At 68.6% G+C, this 13,216-nt stretch carries 13 protein-coding genes; 8 read left to right on the top strand and 5 right to left on the bottom strand.

The genetic code is table 11. The features are described 5' to 3' along the window. Window positions 1-7 precede the first annotated feature (7 nt). Window positions 8-1,225, bottom strand: coding sequence for an NADH:flavin oxidoreductase (locus BN4348_RS31410; RefSeq protein ID WP_066907884.1), 1,218 nt, complete (start codon window positions 1,223-1,225; stop codon window positions 8-10). Window positions 1,226-1,264: 39 nt separating this feature from the next. Between BN4348_RS31410 and BN4348_RS31415 the strand changes: the two genes are divergently transcribed. Both BN4348_RS31415 and BN4348_RS31420 read left to right on the top strand, forming a co-directional pair. Then, a complete protein-coding gene (locus BN4348_RS31415; protein ID WP_066907887.1) occupies window positions 1,265-2,113 on the top strand; it encodes a bifunctional methylenetetrahydrofolate dehydrogenase/methenyltetrahydrofolate cyclohydrolase in 849 nt (282 codons plus the stop codon). A gap of 3 nt (window positions 2,114-2,116) precedes the next feature. Beyond that, window positions 2,117-2,392, top strand: a complete 276-nt coding sequence (locus BN4348_RS31420; protein WP_066907890.1) for a DUF3017 domain-containing protein — start codon at window positions 2,117-2,119, stop codon at window positions 2,390-2,392. 22 nt (window positions 2,393-2,414) lie between these two features. On the opposite strand, the gene BN4348_RS31425 is transcribed toward BN4348_RS31420, so the two are convergent. Next, the gene (locus BN4348_RS31425) at window positions 2,415-2,888 is read right to left on the bottom strand and encodes a DUF732 domain-containing protein (RefSeq protein WP_066907893.1); all 474 of its coding nucleotides are present in this window, start codon (window positions 2,886-2,888) and stop codon (window positions 2,415-2,417) included. Window positions 2,889-3,166: 278 nt separating this feature from the next. On the opposite strand from BN4348_RS31425, the gene BN4348_RS31430 reads away from it, so the two are divergent. From BN4348_RS31430 to BN4348_RS31455, 6 genes are all read left to right on the top strand, one after another. After that, a complete protein-coding gene (locus BN4348_RS31430; RefSeq protein ID WP_211145658.1) occupies window positions 3,167-4,600 on the top strand; it encodes an FAD-dependent oxidoreductase in 1,434 nt (477 codons plus the stop codon). Window positions 4,601-4,603: 3 nt separating this feature from the next. Then, window positions 4,604-5,014: a VOC family protein gene (locus tag BN4348_RS31435; RefSeq protein WP_308204271.1), complete on the top strand. Its 411-nt coding sequence runs from the start codon at window positions 4,604-4,606 to the stop codon at window positions 5,012-5,014. 144 nt (window positions 5,015-5,158) lie between these two features. Further along, window positions 5,159-6,544 (top strand): HNH endonuclease signature motif containing protein, encoded by a 1,386-nt coding sequence (locus tag BN4348_RS31440; RefSeq protein WP_066907899.1) that lies wholly within the window; start codon window positions 5,159-5,161, stop codon window positions 6,542-6,544. A 78-nt stretch (window positions 6,545-6,622) separates the two neighbouring features. Continuing rightward, window positions 6,623-7,657, top strand: coding sequence for an aminotransferase class V-fold PLP-dependent enzyme (locus BN4348_RS31445; protein WP_066907903.1), 1,035 nt, complete (start codon window positions 6,623-6,625; stop codon window positions 7,655-7,657). A 56-nt stretch (window positions 7,658-7,713) separates the two neighbouring features. After that, window positions 7,714-8,961, top strand: coding sequence for a PE-PPE domain-containing protein (locus BN4348_RS31450; RefSeq protein WP_084453888.1), 1,248 nt, complete (start codon window positions 7,714-7,716; stop codon window positions 8,959-8,961). Beyond that, window positions 8,958-9,809, top strand: a complete 852-nt coding sequence (locus BN4348_RS31455; RefSeq protein ID WP_211145641.1) for an SDR family oxidoreductase — start codon at window positions 8,958-8,960, stop codon at window positions 9,807-9,809. The genes BN4348_RS31450 and BN4348_RS31455 overlap by 4 nt, the downstream gene beginning before the upstream one ends. Here the strand turns inward: BN4348_RS31455 and BN4348_RS31460 are convergent. The 3 genes from BN4348_RS31460 to BN4348_RS31470 are packed head-to-tail and all read right to left on the bottom strand — an operon-like array spanning window position 9,806 to window position 13,079. Next, the gene (locus tag BN4348_RS31460) at window positions 9,806-10,537 is read right to left on the bottom strand and encodes a class I SAM-dependent methyltransferase (protein ID WP_066907905.1); all 732 of its coding nucleotides are present in this window, start codon (window positions 10,535-10,537) and stop codon (window positions 9,806-9,808) included. The two genes, BN4348_RS31455 and BN4348_RS31460, sit on opposite strands and share 4 nt — an antisense overlap. Next, the gene (gene metX, locus BN4348_RS31465; protein WP_066907908.1) at window positions 10,534-11,667 is read right to left on the bottom strand and encodes a homoserine O-acetyltransferase MetX; all 1,134 of its coding nucleotides are present in this window, start codon (window positions 11,665-11,667) and stop codon (window positions 10,534-10,536) included. The genes BN4348_RS31460 and metX overlap by 4 nt, the downstream gene beginning before the upstream one ends. 11 nt (window positions 11,668-11,678) lie before the next feature. Further along, entirely contained in the window at window positions 11,679-13,079 is a 1,401-nt protein-coding gene (locus tag BN4348_RS31470) for a bifunctional o-acetylhomoserine/o-acetylserine sulfhydrylase (RefSeq protein ID WP_066907912.1), read from the bottom strand. Between the last annotated feature and the right edge of the window lie 137 nt (window positions 13,080-13,216).

Here is a 13,216-nt window from a genome sequence, read left to right on the forward strand (position 1 = left end):
CCTGTTTTCACCCTGTGGGCTGATTGACCGAGTCCGGGGCGCCGGTGACCACGCAGCGGGTGCGGGTGTAGATCGTCGGCATGCACCGATTGCAGTGCGTGCACGCCGAACGCACGCTGCGCGCGGCGCCGTCAGCCGCGATCCGATTGATCAGGTCCGGCTCGGCGAGCAGCGCCCGGCCCATCGCGACGAAGTCGAATCCCTCCGCCATCGCGAGGTCCATCGTCTCCCGGTTGGTGATGCCGCCGAGCAGGATCAGCGGCACGGTGAGTTCGGCGCGGAACAGCTTGGCGTCGCGCAATAAATAGGCCTCGCGGTATGGATACTCGCGGAGGAACTTCTTGCCCGTCATGCGCATGCCCCAGCTGAGCGGGGGCTTGAAGGCGCCGGCGAATTCTTTGAGCGGCGCGTCGCCGCGGAACAGGTACATCGGGTTGACCAGCGAGCTGCCCGCGGTGAGCTCGATCGCGTCCAGCCCGCCGTCGTCCTGCAGCCACTTGGCGGTGATCAGCGATTCGTCGGTGCTGATGCCGCCGCGCACCCCGTCGGACATGTTGAGCTTCGCGGTGACCGCGATCGGCGTGCCCTCCTTTTCCACCGCGCGCCGCACGGCCATGACCATCCCGCGGGCGACCTTGGCCCGGTTCTGCAGCGATCCGCCGAATTCGTCGTTGCGGCGGTTGATGAGCGGAGACAGGAACGCGCTCGCCAGATAGTTGTGGCCCAAATGGATTTCGACCGCGTCGAAGCCGGCCTCGATGGCGAGCCGGACCGCGTTGGCGTGCCCTTCGATGACGTCGTCGATGTCGTCGCGGGTGGCCTTCTTGGCGAAGCGCATCCCGATCGGATTGAAGAATCGCACCGGCGCCAGGGCGGTGGCCTTGTTGGACTTGGCGTTGGCGACCGGTCCGGCGTGCCCGATCTGCGCGCTCACCGCGGCGCCCTCGGCGTGGATCGCGTCGGTGAGCCGCCGGAACCCGGGCACCGCCTCCGGGCGCATCCAGATCCCGTTGCCCTCCGTGCGGCCGCCGGGGGAAACCGCGCAGTAGGCGACGGTCGTCATCCCGACCCCCCCGGCCGCCGGCAGGCGGTGGTATTCGATGAGGTCGTCGCTCACCAGGGCGTTGGGCGTGCGCGCCTCGAAGGTGGCGGATTTGATGGTGCGGTTGCGCAGCGTGATCGGGCCCAGCTTGGCCGGCGACAACACGTCTGGAGGGGTAGACATGCGAGGAGCGTAAACCTTCGGCATGGAACACTGTCAGGCGTGGGCGCAATCACGCTGGACGGCAAGGCCACCCGGGACGAAATCTTCGTCGACCTCAAGCATCGGGTCGCCGCCCTGACGGCATCGGGTCGCACGCCCGGCCTGGGCACCATCCTGGTCGGCGACGACCCCGGGTCGCAGGCCTATGTCCGTGGCAAGCACGCGGACTGCGCCAAGGTCGGCATCACGTCGATCCGCCGCGACCTGGCCGCCAACACCAGCACCGCCCAGCTCGACGAGACCATCGACGAACTCAACGCCAACCCCGAGTGCACCGGCTACATCGTCCAGTTGCCGTTGCCCAAGCACCTCGACGAGAACGCCGCACTCGAGCGCGTCGACCCTGCCAAGGACGCCGACGGGCTGCACCCGACGAATCTCGGCCGCCTGGTGCTGTCCACCCCCGCGCCGCTGCCCTGCACCGCCCGCGGCATCGTGCACCTGCTGCGGCGCTATGACGTCGAGATCGCCGGGGCGCACGTGGTCATCATTGGCCGCGGTGTGACGGTCGGCCGGCCGCTGGGGCTACTGATGACCCGCCGGTCGGAGAACGCCACGGTCACCTTGTGCCACACCGGAACTCGCGACCTGCCCGAGCTGACCCGGCAGGCCGACATCGTCGTGGCCGCCGTCGGGGTTCCGCACCTGCTGACCGCTGAGATGGTGCGTCCCGGCGCCGCGGTCGTCGACGTGGGAGTCAGCCGCACCGAGAACGGCCTCGTCGGCGATGTGCATCCCGACGTGTGGGAGGTGGCCGGCCACGTGTCACCGAATCCCGGCGGCGTCGGCCCGCTCACCCGCGCGTTCCTGCTGACCAACGTCGTCGAATTGGCCGAGGGACGGCAATAACAGGTGCGCGCGACCCTGCGGGCCCAATGGCCGATCCTGTTGGTCGGCGTGATCTTCGCCGCGGCATTTGTGTTGGCGGGGGCCAACTTCTGGCGTCGCGGTGCCCTGCTGATCGGCATCGGGGTGGGCGTGGCGGCGGTCCTGCGGTTGGTGCTGTCCGAGGACCGGGCCGGCCTGTTGGTCGTCCGCGGCAAGGGAACCGACTTCATCACGACCGCGACTGTCGCGGCGGCGATGGTCTATATCGCCTCGACCATCGACCCGTTGGGGACGCGCTAGGGGCGGGTCGCCACCACTCCAACTAGGCGCCGGGCATTCCGGGGATTTGGTGGATGCCGGGGATGCCGCCGGGCAGGCCGCCGGAAAGCCCCGGCAGGCCCGGCAAGCCCGCGGTCGGGTTGCCGCTGGCGATGTTGGCCATCTCCTGCGGGCAGTACATCTGAATGGCGATGGTGGTGAACATCTTGGCCATCCCCGGTGACAGGCCTCGGTTGGTGACGCTCGCCGCGGCCGCGGCGAAGTTCCCGCCAGGCTGGGCGAGCATCGGGCAGATCGACTCGCCCACGGACATCGCGTTGCCCGGCTCGCCGAAGTCGATGCCCGCGTGGTTCAGCGCGTCGATGAAGGCGTCATCGGTCGCCGGGTCCGCCTCGGCCGGCGCCGCAAACGCCGCGGCCACCGTGAGGAGGCCGGCGGCACCGGCCAGAAGGCGAATGGTCAGGGGCTGGTGACGAAACAGCCAGATCCATCGCTGAGTTTCCGCCAGTGCCTTCATGCCAGCCTCCCTGTCTCGGAATGCGCCGACGGCACTCCAGTCACTTAGGGAACTCTGGTCTACGACTGTCACGTTTACAACACGGTGCGATAAAGCTTTGCACAATAAGCGTTTTGTAAGGGCGTCGCGCGCCCGACGTGGCTTAATGGGCCGAAACGCGCCCGTGCCCGCGCCGGCGGATCGAGGCCACACTGTGACCTGACACTCGCGCCGGGGCCGGATTTTCGGGTGTCGATTGGACCAGAATCCGGCTCATGACGACGAATCACAGCCGTCCGCTGGACCATGAGATTTCGCGCCAGACCTTTCTTCGCGGGGCCGTCGGGATGCTGGCGACCGGGGCGGTGTTCGGCAGCGCGCGGGCGGCCGCCGAACCCACTGCGGGTTGGGGCGGCCTGGCCTCCTCCATCGGCGGGAGCGTCGCATTGCCCAGCAGTGGCGCCCAATTCTCCTCGGGCAAACAGGTTTTCAATTCGTTCTACAACAACTCCAATCCCGCGGCGGTCGTCACGGTGTCGTCGCAGTCCGATGTGCAGAAGGCCGTCTCCTTCGCGACGGCGAACGGGCTCAAGATCGCCCCGCGCGGGGGCGGGCATTCCTATATCGGCGCGTCGAGCGCCAACGGCGCGATGGTGATCGACCTGCGCAAGCTGCCCGGCGGGGTGAATGTCGACGGCGCCGGCAACGCCACCGTCACGCCCGCGACCACCGTGTATGCGGTGCACCAAGCGCTGGCCGGCGCGGGGCGCGCGATCCCCACCGCGACCTATCCGACCATCGGGATCGCGGGGCTGGCCCTCGGCGGCGGGGTGGGGGCCGATTGCCGCCACGCGGGATTGACCTGTGATGCCCTGCAGTCGGCGACGGTGGTGTTGCCGAGCGGCGACGTGGTCACCGCGTCGGCCAACGATCATCCGGATCTGTTCTGGGCGTTGCGCGGCGGCGGCGGGGGCAATTTCGGGGTGACCACGTCGATGACCTTCGCGACGTTCCCGACCGCTGACAACGACGTCGTGCGGCTCGACTTCCCGCCCGCGTCGGCGGTGCAGGTGCTCGTGGGCTGGCAGTCCTGGTTGAGCGCCGCGGACCGAAACACCTGGGGGATAGTCGATCTCTCGGTCGGCAGCCAGCCGAACTGCCATGTGCTGGCCACCTGCCCCGCGGGCGCCGGGCCCGGCGTCGTCGACGCCATCAAGTCCGCGGTGGGCGTGGCCCCGACCGCGGTGGTGAACAAGACGCTGAGTCACATGGACCTGGTGACCTACCTGGCCGGCGGCAGCTCGGCGGGCTCACCCGTCGGATTCGTGGCGGGCTCCGACGTGCTCTCGACCCTGAATTCCGCTGCGGCGAAGGCCATTGCGACGGCGATCGGGCAGTGGCCGGCATCCGCGGGCAAAGCGTCGGTGCTCGTCGACCCGTTGGACGGCGCCGCCGGCGACGTGGCGCCGGGGGACACCGCATTTCCGTGGCGCAAGCAGTCCGCGCTCTTGCAGTGGTACGTCGAGCCCGCCGGCAACCAGGTGCCCGCCGCCACCCAGTGGCTGAACTCCGCGCACCAAGCCGTGCAACAATTTTCGGTCGGCGGATACGTCAACTACCTGGAGGCCAACAGCTCGCCGTCGCGCTACTTCGGCTCGAACCTGTCGCAGCTGACGACGGTGCGGCAGAAATACGATCCGAACCGGGTGATGTACTCGGGGCTGAACTTCTGACGAGTGTTGCACCCAGCACCCGCTGAACTCGTCCGCGTCCGCTATCTCGTCGACGACGTGCGGGCGGCCGTCGACTTCTACACGACGCACCTGGATTTCAGCGTCGACCTCGACGCCGCGCCCGCCTTCGCCGCCGTCGTGCGCGGCCCGGTGGAGCTGCTGCTGTCCGGACCCAAGAGTTCGGCGGGGCGACCGATGCCCGACGGCGCCACACCGGAACCCGGCGGCTGGAACCGCATACAGCTTGTCGTCGAGGACATCTCCGTCGAGGTCGAGCGGCTGCGGGAGGCCGGTGTGAGTTTTCGCAACGAGGTCATCAGCGGCCCGGCCGGCCAGCAGGGTCCTGCTGCAGGATCCCGCCGGCAACTTCGTGGAACTGTTCCACCCGGGCCCGCGCCGACACGCGCTGAGTAATCACAGGGGACACTTTGGCTTCACTGGTCCCGGTGGTTCGTGAGTGTTGCACCGTGGCGGTTGGTTGAATTCACTTGCGCCACTGTGGTTTCAGTGGTCACAACACGGGCGTTTCTGTCGGTGGGTGTTCGTAGAGTTCGGGGCATGGGTGCGAGCAGTCGTGAGGAGATCGTGGAGGTCTTCGATGCGCTGCGCGCCGATGTGGACCGGCTGTGCGCGTTGTCCTTCGATGTGTTCACCGGCCCGGAACGGTTACGGGCGCTGGAGCGGCTGGAGTGTGAGGCGCGCCGGCTGCGCTGGGCCCAGCACGACTTGATCAATCAGCTCGGGGCGCAGGCCAGCAAGGCCGAGTTGGGCGGCACACTGCGGTCGGCCCTGGCCGACCGGTTGCGGCTGACCAAGACCGAGGCGGGCCGGCGCGTCGATGAGGCCGAGGACCTCGGCGAGCGCCGGGCACTGACCGGTGAGCCGCTGGCACCGAAGCTGGCCGCGACCGCCGCCGGCCAACGCCAGGGCCTGATCGGCGACGGGCACATCAAGATCATCCGCAGCTTCATCGCGCACCTGCCCGCCGACGTGGACGTGTTCACCCGGGCGCACGCCGAAGCCGACCTGGCCGGCAAAGCCCGCGGGTTTCGCCCCGACGAGCTGGACAAATACGCCCAGCGGCTGATGGGCGTGCTGCATCCCGACGGGGAGTTCAGCGACGCCGAGCGGGCCCGCCAGCGCGGCCTCATCCTGGGCGCCCAGCAATACGACGGCATGTCGCCCATCAGCGGGCTGATCACCCCCGAGCTGCGGGCCGCCATCGAAGCCCTGGTCGCCAAGCTCGGCGCGCCGGGGGCGTGCAACCCCGACGACGAAACCCCGGTGGTCGACGCGACACCCGACGACAACGCCGTGCGCCGCGACACCCGTACCCAACCCCAGCGCAACCACGACGCATTCCTGGCCGGCCTGCGCGCCCTGTTCGCCTCCGGGGACCTGGGCCACCATAACGGGCTACCGGTGTCGATCATCGTGACCACCACCCTCCAAGACCTCGAGGCGGCCGCCGGCAAAGCCCTGACCGCCGGGGGCACTCTGGTGCCGATGCCGGATGTGATCCGCTGGGCCGGCCACGCGCATCACTATCTGGCGATCTTCGACAAGGCCAAATCGCTGGCGCTCTACAGCACTAAGCGGCTGGCCTCCCCCGCGCAACGCATCATGCTCTACGCCCGGGACCGCGGCTGCACCAAACCCGGCTGCGACGCCCCGGCCTACCACAGCCAGGTCCACCACGTCCGCGGCTGGGCGGCCACCCACCGCACCGACATCGACGACCTCACCCTGGCCTGCGGACCCGACAACCGACTCGCCGAACAAGGCTGGACCACCCGCACCAACGCCAAAGGCGAAACCGAGTGGATCCCCCCACCGCATCTGGACCGTGGACAACCACGCATCAACACCTTCCACCACCCCGAAAAACTCCTCCACCCCGACAACGACGACGAGGACGGCGAGGGCGAACAGGCAGCGTCCTAGCGCGGTCGCTGGTGGGCAGGAAATACAAGTGCAGCGCGCCCGCTGTTCATGGTGGAATGTCGAATGGCGCCTTCCGGGATGAGCCGTCAAGCATTCGGCGCGCAGTTCGTCGGCGCCGACGGATTCCTCAACACCCCTACCTACGGGTTGCCGCCGCGGTTCACGGCCGAGGCCATGCGCGACTGCGTGCAGTCGTGGGAAGAAGGCCGGTTGCAGATCGCCGCCTTCGAGGAGCCGTTGCGCGCCAGCCGATCCGCGTATGCGTCGCTGATCGGTGCCGACGAATGCCGGGTGGCGATGGGCACCAGCGTGTCGGCGCTGATCGGACTGGTCGCCGCCTCGATACCCGATGGGAGTCGGGTGGCGACATTGCGAGGCGAATTCACCAGCGTGAGCTTCCCGTTCGCCGCTCAAGCAGGACGCGGAGTCACCGTCACCGAATTGGCACCCGGGCAGCTCGAAGATGTCGCCGGCGATTTCGATCTCGTCGCCGCCAGCCTGGTCCAATCCGCCGACGGCGCCGTGCTCGACGTCGAGACACTGCGTGGCAGCGTCGCCGAATCCGATACGGTCACCGTGCTCGATGTGAGCCAGGCGTTGGGTTGGAAGAATGTCGCGCTGCCGTGGGTCGACGTCGCGGTGGCAGCCAGCTACAAGTGGTTGCTCGGTCCGCGCGGTGTGGCATGGATGTCGTTGAGCCAGCGGATACTTGACACGCTCGTGCCGCACACGGCAAACCCGTACGCCGGTGCGGACATGTGGTCGTCGCTGTATGGATTACCGATGCGACTGGCCGACGATGCGCGGCGGTTCGACTCGTCGCCGGCGTGGTTCAGCGTGTCGGGTGCGGCGGCCTCGCTGACGTGGCTGGCGTCGCTGGACCGGACGGCGGTGGAGGCCCACACGCTGGGACTGGCCAATCGGTTGCGCGCCGAGTTGCAGTTGCCCGCATGCGAGTCGGCGATCGTATCCGTCCCCGCCGCCCATGCGAGCGACGCGCTGCAGCGGGCCGGCATCCGGGCAGCGGTGCGCGCACACGCGACTCGAGTGGGGTTTCACCTCTACAACACCGACGCGGACCTCGATCGGCTCCTCGACGCTTTGAGGCCATAGCGGCCGGCGGGGGTGTACCCTCACAGCCACCGTATTCACTCCGCAAAGAGGCGCCAGTGTCGTATGTCCTCGCAACGCCCGAGTTGTTGTCGAGCGCTGCTGAGGATTTGGCCCGCATAGGGTCCGCGGTCAACGCGGCGAACGCGGCGGCCGCGGACTCCACCACGTCGCTGTTGGGCCCGGGCGCCGACGAGGTCTCGACACGCATCGCCTCATTGTTCGGCGCGCAGGCCCTGGAATTCCAGGCGGTCACCGCGCAAGCCGTGCAGTCGCAGGAGAGATTCGCGCTCACCTTGGCGGCGAACGCGAACACGTATCTGACCACCGAGATGGCGGCGGCCCAGACGCTGTTGGTGCGCCAACCGATTTCGGCGGCAGCGGCGGGTACGCGGATCACGGTTCCCGGCGCGGGACCGCTCTACTACCCGAACTTCATCACCGAGCTGCCCTATCTGGGGCAGTTGGTCTACGCGGGCAGCATCCCGGGCCCCATCTCCGTATCGATCCTGCAGGGGTACGACCTGCTGAACCACGCCATCGGGCAGAACTGGTTCCCCGGCACCACCCCGCAGGTGGTCAATTACCCGGCCAGCATCGGCCTGGTGAGCGGTAGCCTGGCCGCCCCCGGCGTCAACCAAGCCGTCGCCATGGGACAGCGAGCGCTCAACGACCAGATCATGAACGCGTTCGCCAACGGCAACGGTTCACCGATACACATCGCCGCGCTGTCGGAGGGAACCCTCGTCGTCAACCGCGAATTGGCTTACCTGGCCGCCGACCCCACCGCCCCACCGTCCAGTGCCCTGCAGTTCGCCATGTTCAACGGCCCCGAGACCGGGCTGCTGCACATCTACCTGCCGAACGGGTTGACCGTGCCGTTGGTCAACTACACGGCGCAGGGCCTGCCGAACACCCAGTACGACGTCAGCGTGGTGTTCGGCCAATACGACTTCTTCGGCAATCCGCCAGACCGGCCGTGGGATCTCCCGGCGTGGGTGAACTCGGTATTCGCCGGGATCTACAACCACAACACCACGTCGCTGGTCTCGATGTCGGACGCCGTGCAGGTCTCCAGCACGACCACCTCCTTGGGCGGCACGGTCACCACGTACATGGTCCCGTCGCCGACGCTGCCGATGTTGTACCCGCTCGAGCAGATCGGCGTCCCGCAGCCAATTGTCAACGGCCTCAACTCGTTTCTGCAGCCGATCGTCAACGACGGCTATTCGTCGCTGACACCCGGCGCCGGGCCGTACTTCTCCCAGGGGGCGCTGCAGGGCTTGCCCACCTGGCCGAGCTGGTGACGCGAGCAGTGGAACTCAACGGCGCGGTCGCGGTCATCACCGGTGGTGCTTCCGGCATCGGCCGGGCCACGGCACTCGCCCTGGCGCGGGTCGGCGCCGACGTGGTGGTCGCCGACATTCACCAGCAGCGGCTGGACGAGACCGTCGCGGCCATCGGCGAAATCGGGCAACGGGCGCTGGCGGTCCGCTGCGACGTCACCTCCGACGCCGACGTCGACGGCCTGGCGCGCGCGGTGCTCTCGGAATTCGGCACAGTGGACGTCGTCATGAACAACGCGGGCGTGGCGCTGCTCGGCCCGCCGGAACGAGTCCCGATGGCCGACTGGCAGCGGCTGTTCGACATCAACGTATTCGGCGTCGTGCGGGGCATCCGCGCGTTCGTGCCCATCCTGCTCGAACAGGGCCACGGCTGGATCGTCAACACGGCGTCCATCGCGGGCCTGTACGCCCACGGCTACGACAACATCCCCTACATCGGCGCCAAGCACGCCGTGGTCGGGATCACCGAGGGACTGTATCTTTATTTGCGGCCCAAAGGCATTGGGGTTTCGGTCCTGTGCCCGGAGCTGGTCACCACCAACATCGGCGAGACCGCGCGCATGATCGGCATCGACGACCCGCGCTGGGTCAACTTCCCGCCCCACCTGCTAAGCCCCATCCATCCCGACGATGCCGCCGAGCGGGTCGTCGCCGCTATCCAGCAGGAGCGCTATCTCATCCTGACTCATCCGGAGAACCGGGACTGGGTGGTCAACCACGGCAGGGACGTCGAGGGCTTCCTCGCGGACTACCTGCCGATGCTCTACGACGGCCGTGACGTCGGCGGCCTGCCCGTGACGCCGTCCTAGCCCAGCGCCGCCCGGATGCAGACGGTGACATACGGCAGCGCCAGGCCGTTCGAGTTCGCCAGCGCCGGGTGGGTGGCCAGCAACTCGCGCACCTGGTCCAGCGTTTGGGTTCGGACCTCGGTCGGCGACGTGATGCAGTAGCTGCGGGACGCGACCAGGTCGATCAGGGCTTGCGGGGTAACGTAATTCGTCCACTCGACCTGATGGCGCTCCGGCGCGGTGAACGCTTCCGACAGCGTCACGTCGAAGCGCCCCCGGTCGCCGTCGGAGCCGATGATCTCGCCCAGTTCGCGCACCCAGCCCAGCCGTTCGTCGCGGGTGTTCCACACCAGGCCGAGCCGCCCGCCCGGCCGCAGCACGCGGGCCACCTCGGGAATCGCCCGCTCGGGATCCACCCAGTGCCACGCCTGGGCGACCAGCACCGCGTCGACGCTGTTGTCCTCCAACGGAATTTCTTCGGCCGTCCCCAGCAGGGCGCGGGTCTCCGGCAGCGAGCTGCGCAACACCTCCAGCATGTCGGGAATCGGATCGACGGCGACCACGTCCAGGCCGCGTTCCACCAGCCGGGTGGTGAGCTTGCCGGTGCCCGCCCCGAGGTCGAGCACCTGGCGTGCGCCGCGCGGCAACAGCCAGTCGATCGCCTCCGGCGGATAGGAGGGCCGGCCACGCTCGTAGGCGGCGGCCGCCGAGCCGAACGAGAGCGAGCGGTCGTTCCTCGAGCGGGTCACTGTTTGTCCGCCAAATCCAGTGTTTTGCGGATCAATTCGCCGACGGCCTCGGATTCCACCAGGAAGCCGTCGTGCCCGCACACGGAGTCGACGACGTGCAGCTCGTTGCAGCGGGGCAGTAGCTCGGCCAGCTCCTCCTGCAGGCGCAGCGGGTAGAGCCGGTCGGAGGTGATGCCGCCGACCACCACGGGCACCGGGCACGCGCGCAGGGCGCTGTCCACCCCGCCGCGGCCGCGGCCGACGTCGTGGCTGCTGAGCGCCTCGGTCAGGATGACGTAGCTTCCGGCGTCGAAGCGGGACAACAGCTTGTCGCCCTGGTGCTCCAGGTAGCTCTGCACGGCGTAGCGGCCGCCGCCAAGTGGGGGGGCCGGGTCCTCGTCGCCCTGGGCGTCGTTGGCGAACCGGGTGTCGAGCTCCACCTCGCCCCGGTAGGTCAGATGCGCGAAGCGGCGGGCGATCGTCAGCCCGGCATCGGGTTTGCGCCCCGTGCCGTGGTAGTCGCCGCCCTGCCAGTTCGGGTCGGCCTTGATCGCCGCGATCTGCGTGGCCTGGGTGCCGATCTGGTCAGCGGTGGCGCGGGCACCGACGGCGAGCAGCAGGCCGGCCCGCACCCGGTCGGGATGGCCGACGATCCACTCCAAAGCCCTTGCCCCGCCCATGGATCCGCCGACCACCGCGGCCACCCGGTCGATACCCAGCGCGGCCAGCGCGGCGACGTCGGCCTGCACCTGGTCGCGCACCGAGATCAGCGGAAACCTTGAACCCCAAGGCTTTCCGTCCCGGGCGAGCGAGCTGGGGCCGGTGGATCCCCGGCAACCGCCGAGCACGTTGGTGGCCACCGCGCACCAGCGGTTGGTGTCGATCGGCGCGCCGGGGCCGGCCACGCCGTCCCACCAGCCCGGGGTGGGATGCCCGGCGCCGGCGGGCCCGGTGATGTGCGAGTCTCCGGTCAGCGCGTGCAGCACCACCACCACGTTGTCGCGGGTGGGCGACAGCTCGCCCCAGCGCTGGACGGCGATGCAGACGTCGTCGATCACGGCGCCGCTTTCGGTGGTCAGCGAGCCGATGTGGACATACCCGACTTCGCCCTCGGCGGGCAGCGTCTGCGTGGGAACGTCGGAGATCGTCATGTCGGGGCCCCTCAGAACGCCGCCACGGCCTGCGGGTCTGCCGCTCCATCGGCTCCGGCGCCGAACTTCCGGGCCGCCGCGAAGCCGAGTTCCAGGTCGGCCAGGATGTCGTCGATGCCCTCGATCCCGACGGCCAGCCGCACCAGGCCGGGACTGACGCCGGTGCTCAGCTGCTCCTCGGGGCTCAGCTGGGCGTGCGTGGTCGACGCCGGGTGAATCACCAGGGAGCGCACGTCGCCGATGTTGGCGACGTGGCTGTGCAGCTGCAGCGCGTTCACGAACGCCTTGCCGGCCTCGACGCCGCCGGCCAGCTCGAACGCCAGCACGGCCCCGGTTCCCTTGGGCGCCAGCTTCTTTCCCCGCTCGTACCACGGCGAGCTCGGTAGCCCGGCGTAGTTCACCGACAGCACGCCTTGGTTGTTGTCACGGTGGCCGGCCAGAAACTCGGCGACCCGTTGCGCGTTGGCGACGTGCCGCTCGACGCGCAGGCTGAGCGTCTCCAGGCCCTGGGCCACCAGGAACGCGTTGAACGGCGCGGCGGCCGACCCCAGGTCGCGCAGCAATTGCACGCGGGCCTTGAGCGCGTACGCCGGCGGTCCCAGCTCGGCGAACACCACGCCGTGGTAGCTGGGGTCGGGCGTGGTGAATCCGGGAAACCGGCCCTGCGTCCAGTCGAAGGTGCCGCCGTCGACGATGACGCCGGCGATCGCGGAGCCGTGCCCACCCAGGTACTTGGTGGCCGAGTGCACCACGATGTCGGCGCCGTGGGAGAACGGCTGGATCAGGTAGGGAGTCGCGATGGTGTTGTCGACGATCAGCGGCACGCCGTTGGCGTGGGCGACCCCGGCGACCCCCGGGATGTCCAGGATGTCGATCTGCGGGTTGGAGATGGTCTCGCCGAAGAACGCCTTGGTGCTCGGCCGCACCGCCGCCTGCCACGAATCGAGATCGTCGGGATCCTCGACGAAGCTGACGTCGATGCCCAGCTTCGGCAGCGAATAGTGGAACAGGTTGTAAGTCCCGCCGTAGAGCCGCGGGCTGGAGACAATGTGATCTCCGGCACTTGCGAGGTTCAATATGGCGAATGTCTCAGCGGCCTGCCCCGAGGACAGGAACAGCGCGGCCACCCCGCCCTCGAGGGCGGCGATGCGTTGCTCGACGACGTCGGTGGTCGGGTTGCCGATCCGGGTGTAGATGTTGCCCGGAATCTCGAGCCCGAACAGGGCGGCGGCGTGCGTGGTGTCGTCGAACACGTAGGACGTGGTCTGGTAAATCGGCAGGGCGCGGGCGTGGGTCGCGGGGTCGGGACTCTGACCGGCGTGGACCTGTTTCGTCTCGAACGACCAGGTTTCGAACGGCGGATGCGCGGTGGGATCGGCCTCGGGACTGGTTTCGTTGTTTGGGGAGCTCACGTGCGGTGTGCTTTCTTCTCAGAAGGGCATGAATTCGGGTATCGGGAAGTGCGCGGTCGAACTAGCGACGGCAGACAAAGCGACGCGAATGAGCTTGATGGATGCACATCACGTTTCCCCTCTAGTCAGGGGTCCGG

This window comes from Mycobacterium interjectum (assembly GCF_900078675.2).
Lineage (GTDB): Bacteria > Actinomycetota > Actinomycetes > Mycobacteriales > Mycobacteriaceae > Mycobacterium > Mycobacterium interjectum.

Excerpts from the sequence above, each read along its gene's own strand:
- BN4348_RS31410 (WP_066907884.1), bottom strand. The coding sequence starts at position 1,225 with ATGTCTACCCCTCCAGACGTGTTGTCGCCGGCCAAGCTGGGCCCGATC.
- BN4348_RS31425 (WP_066907893.1), bottom strand. The coding sequence starts at position 2,888 with ATGAAGGCACTGGCGGAAACTCAGCGATGGATCTGGCTGTTTCGTCAC.
- BN4348_RS31440 (WP_066907899.1), top strand. The coding sequence starts at position 5,159 with ATGGGTGCGAGCAGTCGTGAGGAGATCGTGGAGGTCTTCGATGCGCTG.
- BN4348_RS31445 (WP_066907903.1), top strand. The coding sequence starts at position 6,623 with ATGAGCCGTCAAGCATTCGGCGCGCAGTTCGTCGGCGCCGACGGATTC.
- metX (WP_066907908.1), bottom strand. The coding sequence starts at position 11,667 with ATGACGATCTCCGACGTTCCCACGCAGACGCTGCCCGCCGAGGGCGAA.